A 16,967-nucleotide genomic window follows, 5' to 3' on the forward strand; every position below is an offset into this window, starting at 1 on the left:
AGTTGCATATTATAAAGGTATAATTTGAATATAGTAGAAATAAAAAACTTATCATATAAGTATGATAAAGTAAATGTTTTAGAAGATATAAATTTACAGATAAAAAAAGGTGATTTTTTAGCTATTATTGGACCAAATGGTGGTGGAAAATCAACTTTATTAAAACTTATTTTACAATTGTTAAATCCACAAAAAGGGAAGATTAACAAACTTTTAAAAGAGGATGCATTTGGATATGTTCCTCAAAATACAAATTTAAATATAGATTTTCCTATTACTGCGCTTGAAGTTGTACTTATGGGGCATATAGGAAATAAAAGAAAATTTTTTGGATATTCAAAAGATGATATTTCTTGTGCAATGCACTCTTTAGAACAAGTTGGAATGAAAGAGTATGCAAATAATAAAATTGGAAATTTAAGTGGAGGACAAAGGCAAAGAGTTTTTATAGCTAGGGCTTTATGTGCAAATCCGCAAATAATGTTACTTGATGAACCCACTGCAAGTATTGATGTAAAGGGACAAAAAGAGGTTTATGAATTACTTGCAAAACTAAATAAAAATATAACAATTGTTGTAGTAAGTCATGATATTTCAGTTTTATTAAATTATGCAAAGAGTGTTGCTCATGTGAATAAAAATCTTGTTTTTCATAAATTAGATAATATAAATAAAAATCTAAATGAAAATGAACATTTATGTGAAGTTGAGCTACTTCGTGCTTTAGGAAAACAAAACTCTTGTGGATGTGGGTGTTAATATGATAGAAGCTTTATCTTATGATTTTGTGCAAAATGCACTTTTTGCAGGAGTCTTAATCTCAATTGCTGCTGGAATAATTGGTTCATTGGTAGTTGTTAATAGAATAACTTTTTTAGCAGGTGGAATTGCCCATAGTTCTTATGGTGGAATAGGGCTTGCTATTTTCTTAGGGCTTCCAATTTTACTTGGTGCAACGGTTTTTGCAGTGTTATCTGCAATTTTTATTGCTTTTATAACACAAAACAATAAAAATAGAATAGATAGTATTATTGGTATGATGTGGGCCTTAGGTATGGCTATTGGTATAGTTTTTGTTGATTTAACGCCTGGGTATAATGTGGATTTAATGAGTTACTTATTTGGGTCTATTATTGCTGTATCAAATGAAGATATTTTATATATGGCAAGTTTGGATATTATTATAATATCTTTAGTTGTCTTTTTTTATAAAGAGATATTAGCAGTCTCTTATGATAGTGAGTTTGCAAAATTAAGAGGAATTAGTGTTAAGTTTTTTTATACACTTATCTTAATTTTAGCTGCTCTTTGTGTTGTTGCAGCTATTAGAGTAGTGGGGCTTATTTTAGTAATTGCTCTTTTAACTATACCCACATATTTAGCTGAGGTTTTTGCTTCAAGATTATCAAGTATGATGATTATTAGTTCACTATTTGCTGTTTTTTTTACTATTAGTGGACTTATTATTTCATATTTCTTTGATATTAGTTCAGGTGCTAGTATTATAATAGTTGGTGTAGCTACCTTATTGGCTGTAAAAGTAGTTAAAAGATAAAATTTAGATATAATCTAAGAAATTAAAACGGAAGAACCAAAATGAATGAAAAAATTAAATTAGGTGAAATTAATACTTTAGAAATAAGTAGAGTAAGTGAACCAGGGCTATATTTAAAAAGCTTAGATAATAGTGAAGTTTTACTTCCAAATGTTTATATAAAACAAGAGATGCAATTAGGTCAAGAAATTGAAGTGTTTATTTACACAGATAGTGAAGATAGACTTGTAGCAACTACAATAATGCCAAAGGCAAAAATAAATGAGATAGCTCTTTTAGAAGTTGTTGATATTGCTAAATTTGGTGCTTTTGTTGATTTGGGCTTACCTAAAGATTTATTAGTTCCTAAGAATAAACAAAAATCACCTTTTCAAATAGGTGAAAAAAGACTTGTTAAAGTTATTGAAGATGAAAAGTCACATAGATTAATTGGAGTTGAAAAGTTTCAAGAAAAGTTTAATAGAGACCTTTCAAATTTCCAAAGAAATGATGAGGTGCAGATTATTGTATACAAAAAAACTCCTTTAGGTTTTAAAGTATATGTAAATAGTAAATTTGAAGGGATGATTTATCATACTGAAATTTTTACAAAAATAAATATTGGTGATAAAAAAACTGCTTATATTAAAACTGTAAGAGATGATGGAAAACTTGATATTTCATTACAAAAAATTGCACAAGATAATTCTAATGATGATACTTTAAAAATAATAGAAGTTTTAAAAATAAACAATAATGAATTAAAGATTACATCAAAAAGTGATCCTGAAAAAATAATTGAACTTTTTGAAATGAGTAAAAAAAGATTTAAAGCAGCTTTAAATAGCTTAATCAACGATAATATAGTTGTTTTAGAAGAAGATAAAATTTTATTAAAAGCTTAAGAGTTTTTTTAAACAAATTTTATATAATTAATTAAATTAAAATTAAGGATAAAAAATGGCAATTACACACTTAAAAGGTAATGTTGTAAATTTAGAAGGAAATGAAGTAAATGTTTCTGATTTAGCTCCTGTTGTAAAAATAGTAGGACAAGATTTAAGTGAAATAGAAGTTGGTGGAGAAAAAGGTTGTGCACAAATCTTAGTGGTAGTTCCGTCATTAGATACTCCTGTTTGTGCAGCAGAAACTAGAAAATTTAATGAAGAAGCTGCAAAATTAGAAAATGCTCAAATTACTGTAGTTTCAATGGATTTACCATTTGCTATGGGAAGATTTTGTACAACAGAAGGTATTGAAAACTTAAAAGTTGGAAGTGATTTTAGAAATAAAGAACTTTCAAAAGCTTATGGTGTTTTAATTGCTGATGGACCTTTAGCAGGTATTTCTTGCAGAGCTATTTTTGTTATAAATGCAAGTGGAGTAGTTACTTATAAAGAAATTTGTAATGAAATTACAGAAGAGCCAAATTATGATGCTGCATTACAAGCAGCAAAAGAAGCAACTAGCACTTCTTGTTGTGGTTCTTGTCACTAATCAATTTTTTTATTTAATAAAGTAGTTATAATTCCTAAAATTTTTTAGGAGTTATAATGAAAAATTGGTATTTAAAATTTTCTTCACAGCCTCATCAACCATTTTTTTCAAGTGGTATGATATTTTTTATTATTTTTTTAACTTTACTTTTGGGCTCATTTTCTTCAGTATTTTCTTTGGATAGTTCCCTTTTAACATATCATGCCTATAGTATGATATTTATTGTTTTTGTACAATTTTTTATGGGTTTTTTATATGTGGTTTTTCCTAGATTTTTAGTGCAAGCTGAGATAAAAAAAGAACTTTATATGAAGCATTTTTTCTTATATTTTTTCTCTAGTTTAGGATTTTTGCTATCTCTACTATTTGCAAATAATTTTATTTTTATTTTTACTTTATTTTTAATTTTAGCGCAAATTTTATCTTTTCGTATTTTATATTTAATATATGAAAATAGTAAAGTTGCAAATAAATATGATACTAAATGGATTTTAATTTCATTTTTATTTGGTCTTATTTCTCATATTATTTACTATTTTTCTCTTTTTGGTTTTTCAAATAGTTATTTTTTAGAAAAAATTGCAATTAATGGTGGTTTTTATCTATTTTTATTTGGTCTTATTTTTTCAATATCTCAAAGAATGATACCTTTTTTTACACAAGTTAAAGTACAAACATATAAAATAAATAAAAGTGCAAAAATAATGGAGATATTTTTTATCTTAATGATATTAAAAGTAGTGTTTTTAACTTTAAACTTAACTATATTTTCTTTAATAATTAATATAGCTTTTTTTATTTTTATTATATTTGAACTTTATAAATGGAAACTGCCTTTATTTAATGTAAGTGCTATTATGTGGGTATTATATATTAGTTTATATTGGATACCTATTGGCTTTTTTATCTCAATTTTACAAAATAGTTTTGAATTACTTAATATAAATTTTGTTTTTGAAAAAGCTTCTTTGCATACTTTTGCTTTAGGGTATTTTTCAACTATTTTATTGGGATTTGGAACAAGGGTTGTTTTAGGGCATAGTGGTCAAACTCCCCATGCAAATAAATTTACAACTATTATTTTTATAGTAGTTCAAATAATAGTACTTTTAAGAATATTTACTTCTTTTTCTTTAAATTTACATTTTAATTATATCTTTTGGGTAAATTTAACTACAGCTATTTTATTGATTTCTTTAGTTATTTGGTCTTTAAAATATATAAAAATACTATTAAAAGGCAAATAATAACTACACATATCCTTAACAAAGATGTTATAAACTTTTAATATAACAACTAAAAGGATATGTTATGAATTTTATTAAAAGAAAAACTTGGCAAATATCTGAAAATGAAGTAACTTCAAAAGAGTTATTTGATAATAGAAGAACTTTTTTAAAACTAGGAGCTGCAAGTTTAGTAGCAAGTGGTTCGATTATTGAAGCACTTGCAAAAGATCAACTTCCTGTACAAAATTTAAAATTTATAAAAGATAATAATCCAAATAATTTAGTTTTAAATACTTATGAACAAATTACTTCTCATAATAATTTCTATGAATTTACAACAAACCAAAGTAGGGTGAAAGATTTAGCTTATACTTTAAATACAAATAATTGGAAAATAGAAGTTGATGGCTTAATTGAAAAACCTGTTACTTTGGATTTTGATGATTTAGTAAAAAAGTTTGCTTTAGAAGAGAGAATTTATAGATTTAGATGTGTTGAAGGCTGGTCTATGGTTGTACCTTGGATAGGTTTTGAACTTTCAAAGCTAATTAAATACTTAAAACCTTTATCAAGTGCAAAATATATAAGGTTTGAAACTTTATATGATGATGATATGTTCCCTGACCAAGCAAGAACAGTTTTTGGTGCAATTGATTATCCTTATGTTGAAGGACTTAGAATAGATGAAGCTATGAATGAACTTGTAATTATGGCTGTGGGGTTATATGGCTCATCAATGCCAAAACAAAATGGTGCTCCTATTAGATTAATAGTTCCTTGGAAATATGGTTTTAAATCTATTAAGTCAATAGCAAAAATCTCTTTTACAAATGAACAACCTTTAAATACTTGGCAAAAAGAAAATCCAAAAGAGTATGGTTTTTATGCAAATGTAAATCCAAAAGTTGATCATCCTCGATGGTCTCAAGCAAAAGAGAGAGTTTTAGGCAAGTTTTTAAAACAAAATACTTTAATGTTTAATGGATATGAAAAAGAAGTTGCATATTTATATAAAGGGATGGATTTAAGAAAGGAGTTTTAATGAAAAGTATTATTTTTATTCTTTTTTCTTTACCTTTATTTATTACATTATATGAACTATTTATTTTAGAAAATATAAATGACCCAATAAAATATATTTATACTGTAAGTGGAGCAACAGCAACTGTGATTTTATTTTTTACTATAAGTATATCAATGATAAAAAAAAGAGTAAATTTAATCAAATATAGAAAAATGATAGGTTTATTTGGCTTTTTTTACGCTTTTTTACATTTACTAAACTTTATAGTTTTAGATGCTGAAATTAATTTTGCTTTTATTTTAAAAGAAAGTTTTGAAAAGCCTTTTATTTATCTTGGAATGATTGCTTTTTTTATACTTTTATTTATGGCATTTACTTCTACCCAACAGCTATTTAAAAAGTATAATAAATATCATAAATTTATATATCTTGCTTTAATACTAATAACAATACATTTTGTAATGGCTCAAAAATCACTTTCTATAATACAATTTGGATATATTGTTATTATTTTATTTCTTGGCTATTGTAAACTACTTCAACAAATTATTAAAAAAAATAAAATATAACTCTTCTTATCTTTATTAAATTAAGATAAGAAGTGTATGTATAATTGGCTTTATTATTTAGAATTTTTTAGCTTCTTTTTGAATGTGTAATAATCTTGAAGCTTTTAAAAACTCTGGTTTATCAATTTCAATATTTTCATATCTCTCATTTAGTGGCTTTAAGTAAATCGATCCATCAGGGTTTTTTTTATAAACTTTTATTCCATTTATATCTTGATTATCTGAGCCAAAATCAAAGCTATAATGTACTACTTCACCATCTTCTAATCCATTATTTTTTAATACTTCAAAAAAGCAGATATCACCCTCATAGATATAATCTTCCATACTATCTCCAAAAGCTCTAATTGCATAAACCATATCTGCATCACCAGAATAAACAGTCGTTTCATCTGTATCATCATACCAATCTTTAAAGTAACTTTCACAAGGAACTGAACACCCACTATTCCCAACAATAGGAACTATTTTGGTGTATAGTTGAGCATTATGGTCTATTATTTCTTTTTTATCTGTAAGTAGTATTTTGGGGTCAACTTTTAAAAATATTGCAGCTTTAATAATATATTCATTTGGAAATTCATGTATTCCACTAAAGTATCTACTAAATCTAGTTCTTTCTGATCCTTCAATATCTTCTTTTCCTAGAAGAAATCTAATTAAATCAATTTGTTTTAAATTTTTTTCATCAAGTATATATTTTATTTTTTCACCTATTTTCATATTTTTACCTATATTTTTGTTACTAATATTGTAACATTTATTTGTTACGAATTATGTAATATTTTAAGAAATTATTAAATTTTTTAATGTTACGATTATCGAAACAAAAATATTTATAGCTTAATTATAAGGAGTAGAAAATGAAAATAATAATTTTTGGAGATTTGCATGATTTTAAAAATATCAAAGATAAATGCAATAAACCAAATATAAAAAAGTTAGAAGTTAAAAATAAAGAAAATAAAAACCCCTTTGGTAAATAACTTCATAAAGAGGTATTCGTAGCTTTCTATTGAGGCTTATTTTTTCCAAGTTGCTAATTTTTATCTCCTTTAGCAACAGTCTCTAAATATTTTTGCGATTTTTTGATAAGAGAGTGTCCTCGACCAAAATTTCACTCTCTTATTTTACACGAATTTAGAATAAGTGCCTAAGGATTATATCTAAAGGCTTATAGAACTTTCAATTAAGCCAACTCCTATGTTCTTTATTCCTCCTACAAATCGGTAGGGGTTGGTTGGTTTAATTGAAGCGATTAATGTAGGAGTTAATCATGAGTAAGAATGAAATACCAAATATTTCACAATTTGAGTTAAAAAATCTAGCAAAAGATTTTATAGCAGAAGATACTAGGTTAATAGCATTGAGTAAGTTAATTAAAACTAAAAAATTACCTAAACGAAGAAAGGAAGTAGCAGAGGCTTTACTTTTATCTTTAGAACCTCAAACTTCATTAATGTTAGAAGTATGGTGTAGTAAACAAGAGAGATTTAAACACTTAAAAAGATGTACAATAACAGGAAGATTTAATGAGCTTGAAAAAGCAAAAATAATTAAAGTATTTAAAACTGCTCCTTGTAAAGTTACAAGAAATACTGCAAAGTATTATACTGTGTCGGAAATTTTGTGATGAAAGCATATTTATTTATAAATCAAAAAGCATTTATATCAATTGCAAACTCAAAAGGTAAAAAAGTAGATTATATAGATGGTGCTTTATTTGATTGGATAAATACATTTACTCATTCAGAAAAAGCACTTAAAAAACTAATAGATAATAAGCTTTTTATTTGGGTTAATTATACAGCTATTAGAGAAGATAATCCTATGGCAAATATTACTTCAAATGATGTTGTAGGTAGAAGATTAAATAAGCTTGTTGAACTTGGAATATTAGAAAAATATTTATCTAAAGAAGATGGAAATAAAGTATTTTTTCATATAACTCAATTTGCTTATGACTACCTACTTGAAAGTAGGGAGCTACCGACTCAAAAGTCGGAACCCCTCCCGACTCAAAAGTCGGATAATAGTAAGTTAAATAACAGTAAGTTAGATAGTAAAGAAAAAAATACTAAAAAAAGAAATTTGGAACATACAGAAAATCAAAATAAAATTAGCATAAATGAGATAATTGAGTTTTACAAAAAAAATATCTCTTCTAAAAATGCAAAAGTAAAAGAGCAATTGAGTTATAACGCAATTGTTTTACATCAAGAGCATATTGATAAGATTATACAAGGATTAAGAAACTATGCACTAATAAAGCCTAAAGATGAGCAGTATATTTGCAATCTTCAAAGTTTTGTAAGAGAAAATATTTATCTTGATTACCAGATGAGAGAACAGAAAAAAATAAAATCAACTGGTCCTAGTGTTGAAAATACAAAGGCTATGATTGAGCAGTTATACTCAACTAGTCCAAGTGGTGTAATTGATTGTGAGGTAATATCATGAGTGCAGTAATACAACCAAAAGATTTTTCTAACTTTATTGTCGAAACTTTTAATATCAAAAGTGGGTCTATGCTTACAGTTATGAATATAAGCAAAAAGATTGAGAGTTTATCTGACCCTTTAGAGTTTATTCAATATGCAGAGCAAACTGTATCTTGTCAGAAATTACAATTCTTAACAGGGTATCAAAAGTTTTTAAAAGTTTTCAATGATTATATTAAATCAAAATTACAACTTAACCCTAAAGCAGAAGGACAGATTGCAGAGTTTTCAGATAAATTAACTAAGAGATTAACAGATATAGCAATACAAATACATTATCTTTTACAAGTAAATGGTCATCCTTTTAGTTGTTATATTAGAACTTTTGAAAAAAATTTAAATAATAAGCAAATTGAAGTATGTAAAGACATCGGAACTTGGGAAGAAGTTTATAAAATGGCATTAAATAGTTCATATAATTTGCAAAGAGATATTTTAGATATTTGTTATAAAAAAGCAATGTTAAAAATAAATGCAAATATTGAAATAGAAAATAAAAATAAAGGTGTAATAAAAATTTGTAATTTAATTTCTAAAGAAATTTTAGTTTTTAAAAATAATGTGTAAGTATTACTATAAAGCTAAATAAAAATGAAATTAAATAGTTGAAATTAAAATTTTAAAGGTAAAATAAATGAGTATAAATGAAAAAAATAGAAAAGCAATTACTGCACAAGTAAGACCATCATTGGAAATAGAAACGATTATTACATTAGAGGCATTACAAAAGAGTATGCCTCTTGGTAAAACAATAGAAGAACTTCTTAAAGAATCTGCAACTTTTATGAAGAAAAAAGAAGAATTAATGAACTTTAAGGAGTAATTCTTTTTAACAATAACTCATTGCTATAATATAAAAAGGTATTTTTGGCTTGTGAGAAATGTTTTTAAAAACTTCACACAAGTCTCAATTGCATTATGTATTAAACTATCATCTCTATTTATATCTAAAAAATTACTAACTTCTTTTTACTGTTTCTAATTTATTTTTATCTGGATAAACAACCTATTTTTACCATCATCTTGCAATAAATAGAATTTATAATATGTTTATCAAGCTTTATTTTACAAAAAATAGCACCACTTTTTACTCCCTTACTTTATTTAAAAAAACATATAAAATTGCAGTCTAATTTAAATTAAGGAGAAAATATGCCTACAAATGAAATTGATGTTGTAGAAAATTTAGTTGATAGTGTAAGATTATTACTATCAAGTGATACAAGTTTAGAAAGTTTAAAAGAGATTGAACTTTGTGTAAAACAAAATAGAGTTGATGTTGAAAGTATTGAAGTTTCAAAAATCATTGGATTAGAAGAACTTCTTGCTTCAAAATTAAATATTGCAGATATTGTTGATGATTTATTATCTACATTAGCTAATGTGCCACTTAGTGCAAATCAAGGTAGAGTTTTAAATGAAAAATTAGTAATTTTAAATGAAGCTATTGAAGCTATTAAAGTTGTTTTAGCAAGTGATGATACAACTTTAGATGAGTTACAAGAAATTGTAAATTTTATTAAACAAAATAAATCTGAACTTCAAAATTTAGATTTAAGTAATATTGCTGAGACATTAGATTTAAAACATTTTACTGCTGAATTAAAGGCAAAATTAGAATCTTTACCTCTTAAAGAAGAGTTAAAAACTTTTGCAGTGCCAACTGGAATGATTCTTATTAGTCCTTCTTCTATTATTCCTAGTGGGTTTTTAGAATGTAATGGTACAGAATTATCAAGAACACAATATGCTGAATTATTTGCTGTAATTGGTACTACATATGGAGTAGGGGATGATATTACAACATTTAACTTACCAGATTTAAGAGGCGAATTTATTAGAGGTTTTGATAATGGAAGAGGAATTGATAGTGGAAGAGTTATTGGTAGTTGGCAAAAAGCTTCAGCACAAATAGTAGACCCCAGTTTAAATGCTATTTATGCGACAGGAATTACTAATGCAGATAATAATACTAGTGAAATTAATGATAGAGCAGGTTTAGATACAGTTAGTGCAAGTGACTATAATATAGTAGCTGGATATAGTAATGCTATTGGGGTAGGAAATTTTAATTTAGGTGGAACTAGACCAAGAAATATAGCAATGATATATTGTATTAAATATTAAAAGTTAAAGGAAAAAATATGGATATTGTAAAAACAGATTTAGAAAACTTAATTGAAAGTTTTACTAATATATTAAAAACAAATGATACTTCATTAGATCAATTACAAGAAATTATTGATTTTATTAAAAAAAATAGAGAAGATTTAGAAAACTTATCTATTGAAAATATTATAGGATTGCAAGATACTTTAAATTCAAAAGTTGATAATACTAAGGTATTAACACCAGTACCTGAAAATGCATTATTTACAGATACAAATACTTGGAGACCTATTAGTGATAGTGTTTCAAGTGTTGATTCAACAGTTAGTGCTAGTTCAAAAGCTGTAAAAATTGCTTATGATAAAGCTATGGAAGCTATAAGAAAAGCTGCAACGGTTCCCTCTTCTATTGGTGGAGTTGGTACTTATGCTTTTTTAGCATATTATGGTTCAAAGACTTTTTCACCAGGATCTACATGGGTAGGTTCAAAATTAAGATATGCTGGAGTTTCTGAATATGGTTCTGTAAAGTTAGAAAATCAAAGTTTAAGTGGAACTTGGAGATGTATGGGGTATAGCACTTCAAATACGCCAGCAACATTATTTTTAAGAATTGCATAAAAAAGGAAAAAAATGAAAATAGAAATTAAAAACCCAAAATATTCAAATAAAGAAAAAACACAAGTTGATGTTGAATTAAATCATCAAGAATTTGGATGGATCCCATATACTTTTCATTATGAAACAGAAGATGAAAGTTTTGATGGAGTAATTAGAGAATATCTAAAGAATGAAAATATAGAAATAGAATTTTACTCTAAATAGTTATAAATTTAAACAGGTGCAGAAAGCACCTGTTTTTACTCCCTTACAAAATCTAAAAAAATCCCTAAAATAAACAAAATATTTTATAAGTAATATATATTAAAGAACAAATAACAAATAAAATTTAAGAATTGGAAGAATAATGAAAGTAATTTTATATGCCAATCCAAAATATTGGGCTTTATCTAATAAAGAAAAAAAAGAGATTTGTAATGGTTGTGGTGCAAAAGGTGCTTGGTACAATTTTTTAATACCAGGTGGAATATTTAAAGAAGCTTGTAATATCCATGATTTTGATTATCTAATTGGTAAAACAGAAGAAGATAAAAGAAAAGCAGATAGAAGATTTATTCAAAATTTAAAAAGAATAGTTGATAAAACTGAAAATAGAGCTTTAAAAAAATATAGATTAGTTAAAGCAAAAGGTTTTTATAAAGCAGTAAAAGATTTTGGAGATGAAGCTTTTTGGGCAAATAAAATAGTTGATGAGAAAAATTCACAAGGAAAGGAAGTAGAAATATGAAAAAGTTAGTTTTATTAATTATTGCTCTTGTAGCAGTATTTAGTGGTTGTGTTGCAACAAATGAGAATGGAGAAAAAGGTTTAAAAGGAGTTTATACAGGACACATCTATACAAAACAAGATTTGAATAGATATAAAGAGATTTATAATGATGGTAAACATATTGTTTTGCAAGTAAAAGAAGAAGTAAATCTTGTGAAGCAAAGCTTAAAAGAAACAGAATAATAGTTATATGTTGGTGGTAAAAAATGATAGATACAATTTCTCTAATAATAAGTAAACACTTTTTAGTTTTTTTATGGATTACAACATTATCTTTATTAGGTGGATTAGTGGGGTATATTAGAAAACTAAAAGAGGGTAGATATGAAAGATTTTCAATTACTGAACTTGTAGGAGATTTAGTAATATCATTTTTTATTGGTATTACAACTTATTTTATCTGTAAGTCAGCAGGTTTTGATGATTGGTTAATTGCTGGACTAGTTGGGATTACTTCTCATATGGGTACAAGAGGTCTTGTTTTAATAGAATCAATGGTTGAAGAGTATGTTAAAAGAATTTTTAAACTTGATAGTAAAAAGTAGGAGAATATAATGCCTAGTTTTGGAAAGACTTCAATACAAAGATTAGAAACTTGCCATAAAGATTTACAAACAATTTGTAATGAGGTTATTAAGTATTATGATTTTTCAGTTATTGAAGGATATAGAACTTTAGAAATGCAACAAAAATATTTCAAAGATGGAAAATCAAAACTTGATGGAATAAATCAAAAATCAAAGCATCAATCATTGCCATCACTTGCAGTTGATGTTGCACCATATCCAATTGATTTTAAAAATGAACATAAAGCAAAAGCAAGGTTTTATCATCTTGCAGGATATATGTTTATGGCAAGTGAGATTTTATATAAAGAAAAAAAGATTACTCATAAATTAAGATGGGGTGGAGATTGGGATATTGATAACTATTTTAATGACCAAAGTTTTGATGATTTACCTCATTTTGAATTAGTAAAGGTTTAAAAGTAATTTATGAAAATTTGGTATTACTTAACTGATTAATTAAGTAATAGAATATAGATAATAAAAAATAGTGTTAGTATTAACTTTTCATTAACCTTTTGTTGAAGTTTAGTTAATGGTTAAGTGTTATAATTTTCTTAGAAATAAGCAAGAATACGGACTTACTTATTTTCCAATAGAAATTAGATAGCGAATTTCAAGTTTTCCGACAACTAATTTTTTATGTTTCCTTGTGTGTAAAAGGCTTCCTCCCCGGGAAGCCTTTTTTTTTGCTTGAAGCAAAGCAATTTTATGTTAATATTCGAAAATGATTAATCTTACAAAAAATGAATTCAACTAATGCCCTTATCAAATCTAAATAAAGAACAATTAGAAGCTGCAACTTGTGAACCTGGATATAATTTGATTATTGCAAGTGCAGGGACTGGTAAAACTTCTACTATTGTTGGAAGAATTGCTAATTTAATAAATGGTGGAACAAAACCAGAAGAGATTTTATTATTAACTTTTACTAATAAAGCAGCAGCAGAGATGGTACAAAGGGTTGCAAAGTTTTTCGGAAAAGAATTAGCTGCAAAAATAATGGCAGGAACTTTTCACTCAGTTTCATATAAGCTACTAAAACAACTTGAGATAAATATTACTTTAAAACAACCAAATGAGCTAAAAACTTTATTTAAATCTCTTTATGAAAAAAGAGTTTTTTATAATAGAGATGATGAAGCAAACCCATATGATGGGGGATATTTATATGATATGTATTCACTTTTTTTAAACTCAAATGATGGAGAAGAGTTTGGAGCTTGGGTTATTTCTAAAAATCCTGCCCATGAAATATATACTCCAATTTATGAAGATGTAGTTATAGAGTTTGATGAGTTAAAGAAAAAATATGGTTATGTAAATTTTGATGATTTACTTGTATTAATGTTAAATACTTTAAAAGAAGAAGAGTTTGATTTTAAAGAAATTTTAGTAGATGAGTATCAAGATACCAATCCACTTCAAGGAAGATTACTTGATGCTTTTAAACCAAAGTCTCTTTTTTGTGTAGGGGATTATGATCAAAGTATTTATGCTTTTAATGGTTCAGATATAGGTATTATTTCAACTTTTTCTAAAAGATATAATAGTGCAAATGTTTATACTTTAAGAAAAAATTATCGTTCTTCTAAACCAATTTTAGATCTAGCTACAAAAGTAATAGAATTTAATGAAAGAATTTATGAAAAAAATTTAGAAGTTATGAGAAATGATGTTGATATAAAACCTAAACTTTTAGCTTTCAATGAACTTTTTGGTCAATATGAATATATCTCAGAACTTATCTCAAAAAGTAGTACGCCCCATAGTGAAATAGCTATTATTTTTAGAAATAACTCAAGTGCAGATGGTATAGAAGCAAACTTAAGAGAGTTTGGAATTCCTGCAAAAAGAAAGGGAGGAATGTCTTTTTTTGATGCTTTAGAAGTAAAATTTGTATTAGATATTTTGATGATGCAATTATCCCATAATGATATGATGGCTTTTATTCATGTAATTGAGTATGGGAAAGGTATTGGAAAAGCTATTGCAAAAGATATTTTTGATGCATTAATAAAACTTGGACATGGAAAGCTTTTTGATGGTTTATTCCATCCTGATGATAAGATAAAAAATCCTTATGAATCTAATAAAGTAAAAAATATTCAACTTGGGTTATTTGATGATTTTATAGAACTTGGTAGCTTATCAAAATTTAAAGAGTGCAATTTTGAAGAGAAGTTTTTATCAAATCCTATTTTAAAGCATCCTAAATTAACAGTTGAGGGTGCTTTATACTTATATGATTTTTATAATTTATTAAAAGAGTTAAGAAGGGTAAAATCTCCTGCTTCTCAAATAGAACATATTGTTAAAAGTTCACTTTTTAATAGAATAAAAGAGTTTTTATCTACAAAAAGAGCAACACAAAAAGATGGAACAATAAATGAGAGTTTAAAAAGTAGTTCTATTACAAAAATCAATAGGAAAGCTCTTTTATTAAAAACACTTTCAACTCATTATAAAGACCTTTCAAAATTTATAAACTCTATGGTTTTAGGTGGAAGTGAGATGAGTGAAGGAGAAGGTGTTAATCTTCTTTCTGTTCATGCAAGTAAAGGTTTAGAGTTTAAAGAAGTATATGTAATAGACCTTATGGATGGGCGTTTTCCTAATAGAAAGCTTATAAGTAAAGGTGGAAGTATAGAAGAAGAGAGACGACTTTTTTATGTTGCAGTTACAAGAGCTAAAGATATTCTTTATCTAAGTTATGCAAAATATGATAAAGTTAAAAAGTTAGATTTTATTTATTCACCTTTTCTAAAAGAAGCCGGACTTATAAAAGATGAGAGTTTAGATTAGGTTAAGTCTACTTCTAACTCTGTTTCTTCCAGAATTTTTTGCACTATAAAGATGAGTATCTGCTTTTTGAAGCATTTCATCTATATTTTTCATATTTTTTATATCAGTTATTCCAAAACTAGCAGTTATATTTATAATATCATCTTTTATATAGATTTGAATTTTTTCAATTTCATTTCTTAATTCTTCAGCTTTTTTTATGGCATCTTCTAATTTATAATTATTAAGAACTATTGCAAACTCTTCTCCACCTAGTCTTCCAAATATATCTTCACTATTTAAATGTTGTTTTATACAATCACTAAAAGATATTAAAACTCTATCTCCCATATCATGACCATAATTATCATTGATTTGTTTAAATTTATCAATATCTATCATTATTACACATAAATTTTTCTGATTTTTTTTAGCTATATTAAAAATATTTTGTGCATGCATAAAAAAATGTCTTCTATTCATAGTTTTTGTCAAAAAATCTGTATGTGCTAGATCATATAGTTTAAGATTAACTTTTTCCAATTCATTTAATGCCGATTGTATTTGATGTGTTCTTTCTTCTACTTTCTCTTCTAATTCATTATTATGTTTTTTTACGGTTTTTTGATAGATATATGTTATATAAAATAAAAGTGCTAGAAAAATAGATACAAATATAATAAAAATAGTAATTGTCTCTTTTCCCTCTTTAATTAAAATAGAATCATTTGATAATTCTAAAGAGAATAAAAATTTATTTTTATATCCGTAAAATGAGATTTTATTTATTACTTTTGTTGTCTCAATATTTGTATGCAATTCAATTTTTTTAAAATAAAGTGAGTTAAATTTATAATTACTATTTGTTGAATAAATATGTTCATCTATAAAATTTATTTCAGAAAAATTTTTAGAAAAACCTTTTAATTTTTTTAAAGACAACTCTTTTAAAGCATAATATGTATTATTTAAATGATTAGTTTTAGTAATTAAAAATAGTTCTTTATTTATTTCTATTATAGTATTAAAATTATCAAATTCTTTATATATTTTAATAACTTCTTCTTTTAATGTTTGCATATTTTTTATAGAATTTTGAGAGGAACTAATATAAAAACTTGAAGAGTTATTTTGAAAAATAAGTAAATCTATATTTAATGAATTTAAGATGTCTTTTGTTTTAACAATATTTTTCCCTTCTTTAATTAAACTAAAAAGTTCATTTGATGCTGTAAAAATAGTACTATTTTTATTATTTATTCTTATATTTTCTTCAATAAGTGAAATAAGAGATTTAATATGTTTTATATTTTGTTCATATTCTAATTTCTTATAATCCTCTAAAATTATAAAACAGTTAAAAACAATGAAAATAATAGTTATAGCTGATATAGAACTAATAAAAGTAAGAGTCTTATTTTTTATAATTTTTGTCACATTAATTACTTAATCTTTACCTAAATTTTTTTTAAACTATAATTCTAGCAGAAAATTTTAAAAAAGCTATAATTTTTAAACAGATTTTTGACTTTTTTTCTAAAATTAAATAAATAAAAAATATATAAGATTATTTTTATGGTTATTTTATTAAACAATATGTATAATTTTATCTTTTAAAATATATAATATAATCTTTTAAATTATTAATAAAATAGTTAAACTAGATATAATAATTTTAAATATGTGAGTTTTTAAAGCCTTTGCCTTTGGAAATTTATTTACCTAAGATAAAACTACTTTTAGATATAATCGCGCATATTTAAATG

General features: G+C 25.4%; 22 protein-coding genes. 20 read left to right on the forward strand and 2 right to left on the reverse strand.

The genetic code is table 11. The features are described 5' to 3' along the window. Positions 1–24: 24 nt before the first annotated feature. From AMYT_RS03230 to AMYT_RS03260, 7 genes are all read left to right on the forward strand, one after another. Positions 25–759 (forward strand): metal ABC transporter ATP-binding protein, encoded by a 735-nt coding sequence (locus AMYT_RS03230; RefSeq protein ID WP_114841120.1) that lies wholly within the window; start codon positions 25–27, stop codon positions 757–759. Between the two features lies 1 nt (position 760). After that, on the forward strand, positions 761–1,555 hold the full coding sequence (locus AMYT_RS03235) for a metal ABC transporter permease (protein ID WP_114841121.1): 795 nt from the start codon (positions 761–763) through the stop codon (positions 1,553–1,555). A gap of 41 nt (positions 1,556–1,596) precedes the next feature. Beyond that, positions 1,597–2,439, forward strand: a complete 843-nt coding sequence (locus tag AMYT_RS03240) for a CvfB family protein (protein ID WP_114841122.1) — start codon at positions 1,597–1,599, stop codon at positions 2,437–2,439. Positions 2,440–2,494: 55 nt separating this feature from the next. Continuing rightward, positions 2,495–3,031, forward strand: a complete 537-nt coding sequence (prx-suh, locus tag AMYT_RS03245) for a thiol peroxidase Prx-SUH (RefSeq protein ID WP_114841123.1) — start codon at positions 2,495–2,497, stop codon at positions 3,029–3,031. Positions 3,032–3,087: 56 nt separating this feature from the next. Beyond that, the gene (locus tag AMYT_RS03250) at positions 3,088–4,278 is read left to right on the forward strand and encodes an NnrS family protein (RefSeq protein WP_114841124.1); all 1,191 of its coding nucleotides are present in this window, start codon (positions 3,088–3,090) and stop codon (positions 4,276–4,278) included. 64 nt (positions 4,279–4,342) lie between these two features. After that, the gene (gene msrP / locus AMYT_RS03255; protein WP_114841125.1) at positions 4,343–5,302 is read left to right on the forward strand and encodes a protein-methionine-sulfoxide reductase catalytic subunit MsrP; all 960 of its coding nucleotides are present in this window, start codon (positions 4,343–4,345) and stop codon (positions 5,300–5,302) included. Beyond that, complete coding sequence (locus AMYT_RS03260) at positions 5,302–5,853, forward strand: protein-methionine-sulfoxide reductase heme-binding subunit MsrQ (protein WP_114841126.1); 552 nt, start codon at positions 5,302–5,304, stop codon at positions 5,851–5,853. Before msrP ends, AMYT_RS03260 begins: the two co-directional genes overlap by 1 nt. 57 nt (positions 5,854–5,910) lie before the next feature. On the opposite strand, the gene AMYT_RS03265 is transcribed toward AMYT_RS03260, so the two are convergent. Next, positions 5,911–6,576, reverse strand: a complete 666-nt coding sequence (locus AMYT_RS03265; protein ID WP_114841127.1) for a LexA family transcriptional regulator — start codon at positions 6,574–6,576, stop codon at positions 5,911–5,913. Between the two features lie 140 nt (positions 6,577–6,716). On the opposite strand from AMYT_RS03265, the gene AMYT_RS15120 reads away from it, so the two are divergent. From AMYT_RS15120 to AMYT_RS03325, 13 genes are all read left to right on the forward strand, one after another. Next, entirely contained in the window at positions 6,717–6,839 is a 123-nt protein-coding gene (locus tag AMYT_RS15120) for a hypothetical protein (protein ID WP_265936029.1), read from the forward strand. A gap of 290 nt (positions 6,840–7,129) precedes the next feature. Next, positions 7,130–7,486: a hypothetical protein gene (locus AMYT_RS03270; protein WP_114841128.1), complete on the forward strand. Its 357-nt coding sequence runs from the start codon at positions 7,130–7,132 to the stop codon at positions 7,484–7,486. After that, positions 7,486–8,313 carry a hypothetical protein gene (locus AMYT_RS03275; protein ID WP_114841129.1) on the forward strand — a complete coding sequence of 276 codons (828 nt, stop codon included), beginning with the start codon at positions 7,486–7,488 and terminating at the stop codon, positions 8,311–8,313. Before AMYT_RS03270 ends, AMYT_RS03275 begins: the two co-directional genes overlap by 1 nt. After that, positions 8,310–8,921 (forward strand): hypothetical protein, encoded by a 612-nt coding sequence (locus tag AMYT_RS03280; RefSeq protein WP_114841130.1) that lies wholly within the window; start codon positions 8,310–8,312, stop codon positions 8,919–8,921. Before AMYT_RS03275 ends, AMYT_RS03280 begins: the two co-directional genes overlap by 4 nt. Before the next feature lie 67 nt (positions 8,922–8,988). After that, positions 8,989–9,177 carry a hypothetical protein gene (locus AMYT_RS03285; RefSeq protein WP_114841131.1) on the forward strand — a complete coding sequence of 63 codons (189 nt, stop codon included), beginning with the start codon at positions 8,989–8,991 and terminating at the stop codon, positions 9,175–9,177. Positions 9,178–9,506: 329 nt separating this feature from the next. After that, positions 9,507–10,481, forward strand: coding sequence for a tail fiber protein (locus tag AMYT_RS03290; protein ID WP_114841132.1), 975 nt, complete (start codon positions 9,507–9,509; stop codon positions 10,479–10,481). A gap of 17 nt (positions 10,482–10,498) precedes the next feature. Beyond that, positions 10,499–11,083 carry a tail fiber protein gene (locus AMYT_RS03295; protein WP_114841133.1) on the forward strand — a complete coding sequence of 195 codons (585 nt, stop codon included), beginning with the start codon at positions 10,499–10,501 and terminating at the stop codon, positions 11,081–11,083. A gap of 12 nt (positions 11,084–11,095) precedes the next feature. Next, positions 11,096–11,287, forward strand: a complete 192-nt coding sequence (locus tag AMYT_RS03300; RefSeq protein WP_114841134.1) for a hypothetical protein — start codon at positions 11,096–11,098, stop codon at positions 11,285–11,287. Positions 11,288–11,429: 142 nt separating this feature from the next. Then, complete coding sequence (locus tag AMYT_RS03305) at positions 11,430–11,810, forward strand: hypothetical protein (protein WP_114841135.1); 381 nt, start codon at positions 11,430–11,432, stop codon at positions 11,808–11,810. Continuing rightward, a complete protein-coding gene (locus tag AMYT_RS03310) occupies positions 11,807–12,034 on the forward strand; it encodes a hypothetical protein (RefSeq protein ID WP_114841136.1) in 228 nt (75 codons plus the stop codon). The genes AMYT_RS03305 and AMYT_RS03310 overlap by 4 nt, the downstream gene beginning before the upstream one ends. A 23-nt stretch (positions 12,035–12,057) precedes the next feature. After that, positions 12,058–12,396, forward strand: coding sequence for a phage holin family protein (locus AMYT_RS03315; protein WP_114841137.1), 339 nt, complete (start codon positions 12,058–12,060; stop codon positions 12,394–12,396). Between the two features lie 9 nt (positions 12,397–12,405). Beyond that, a complete protein-coding gene (locus AMYT_RS03320; RefSeq protein ID WP_114841138.1) occupies positions 12,406–12,837 on the forward strand; it encodes a M15 family metallopeptidase domain-containing protein in 432 nt (143 codons plus the stop codon). 339 nt (positions 12,838–13,176) lie between these two features. Continuing rightward, positions 13,177–15,222: an ATP-dependent helicase gene (locus AMYT_RS03325; RefSeq protein ID WP_114841139.1), complete on the forward strand. Its 2,046-nt coding sequence runs from the start codon at positions 13,177–13,179 to the stop codon at positions 15,220–15,222. Here AMYT_RS03325 and AMYT_RS03330 read toward each other — a convergent pair. Further along, positions 15,214–16,638 (reverse strand): GGDEF domain-containing protein, encoded by a 1,425-nt coding sequence (locus AMYT_RS03330; protein ID WP_114841140.1) that lies wholly within the window; start codon positions 16,636–16,638, stop codon positions 15,214–15,216. The genes AMYT_RS03325 and AMYT_RS03330 overlap by 9 nt on opposite strands. Positions 16,639–16,967: the final 329 nt, after the last annotated feature.

Origin of the sequence: Malaciobacter mytili LMG 24559 (genome assembly GCF_003346775.1) — a bacterium.
In the GTDB taxonomy this organism is placed as follows: domain Bacteria; phylum Campylobacterota; class Campylobacteria; order Campylobacterales; family Arcobacteraceae; genus Malaciobacter; species Malaciobacter mytili.

Bases quoted from the DNA above. Each gene is read 5' to 3' on its own strand.
- AMYT_RS03235 (WP_114841121.1), top strand. From the start codon at position 761: ATGATAGAAGCTTTATCTTATGATTTTGTGCAAAATGCACTTTTTGCA.
- AMYT_RS03240 (WP_114841122.1), top strand. From the start codon at position 1,597: ATGAATGAAAAAATTAAATTAGGTGAAATTAATACTTTAGAAATAAGT.
- prx-suh (WP_114841123.1), top strand. From the start codon at position 2,495: ATGGCAATTACACACTTAAAAGGTAATGTTGTAAATTTAGAAGGAAAT.
- AMYT_RS03250 (WP_114841124.1), top strand. From the start codon at position 3,088: ATGAAAAATTGGTATTTAAAATTTTCTTCACAGCCTCATCAACCATTT.
- msrP (WP_114841125.1), top strand. From the start codon at position 4,343: ATGAATTTTATTAAAAGAAAAACTTGGCAAATATCTGAAAATGAAGTA.
- AMYT_RS03260 (WP_114841126.1), top strand. From the start codon at position 5,302: ATGAAAAGTATTATTTTTATTCTTTTTTCTTTACCTTTATTTATTACA.
- AMYT_RS03265 (WP_114841127.1), bottom strand. From the start codon at position 6,576: ATGAAAATAGGTGAAAAAATAAAATATATACTTGATGAAAAAAATTTA.
- AMYT_RS15120 (WP_265936029.1), top strand. From the start codon at position 6,717: ATGAAAATAATAATTTTTGGAGATTTGCATGATTTTAAAAATATCAAA.
- AMYT_RS03270 (WP_114841128.1), top strand. From the start codon at position 7,130: ATGAGTAAGAATGAAATACCAAATATTTCACAATTTGAGTTAAAAAAT.
- AMYT_RS03275 (WP_114841129.1), top strand. From the start codon at position 7,486: ATGAAAGCATATTTATTTATAAATCAAAAAGCATTTATATCAATTGCA.
- AMYT_RS03280 (WP_114841130.1), top strand. From the start codon at position 8,310: ATGAGTGCAGTAATACAACCAAAAGATTTTTCTAACTTTATTGTCGAA.
- AMYT_RS03285 (WP_114841131.1), top strand. From the start codon at position 8,989: ATGAGTATAAATGAAAAAAATAGAAAAGCAATTACTGCACAAGTAAGA.
- AMYT_RS03290 (WP_114841132.1), top strand. From the start codon at position 9,507: ATGCCTACAAATGAAATTGATGTTGTAGAAAATTTAGTTGATAGTGTA.
- AMYT_RS03295 (WP_114841133.1), top strand. From the start codon at position 10,499: ATGGATATTGTAAAAACAGATTTAGAAAACTTAATTGAAAGTTTTACT.
- AMYT_RS03300 (WP_114841134.1), top strand. From the start codon at position 11,096: ATGAAAATAGAAATTAAAAACCCAAAATATTCAAATAAAGAAAAAACA.
- AMYT_RS03305 (WP_114841135.1), top strand. From the start codon at position 11,430: ATGAAAGTAATTTTATATGCCAATCCAAAATATTGGGCTTTATCTAAT.
- AMYT_RS03310 (WP_114841136.1), top strand. From the start codon at position 11,807: ATGAAAAAGTTAGTTTTATTAATTATTGCTCTTGTAGCAGTATTTAGT.
- AMYT_RS03315 (WP_114841137.1), top strand. From the start codon at position 12,058: ATGATAGATACAATTTCTCTAATAATAAGTAAACACTTTTTAGTTTTT.
- AMYT_RS03320 (WP_114841138.1), top strand. From the start codon at position 12,406: ATGCCTAGTTTTGGAAAGACTTCAATACAAAGATTAGAAACTTGCCAT.
- AMYT_RS03325 (WP_114841139.1), top strand. From the start codon at position 13,177: ATGCCCTTATCAAATCTAAATAAAGAACAATTAGAAGCTGCAACTTGT.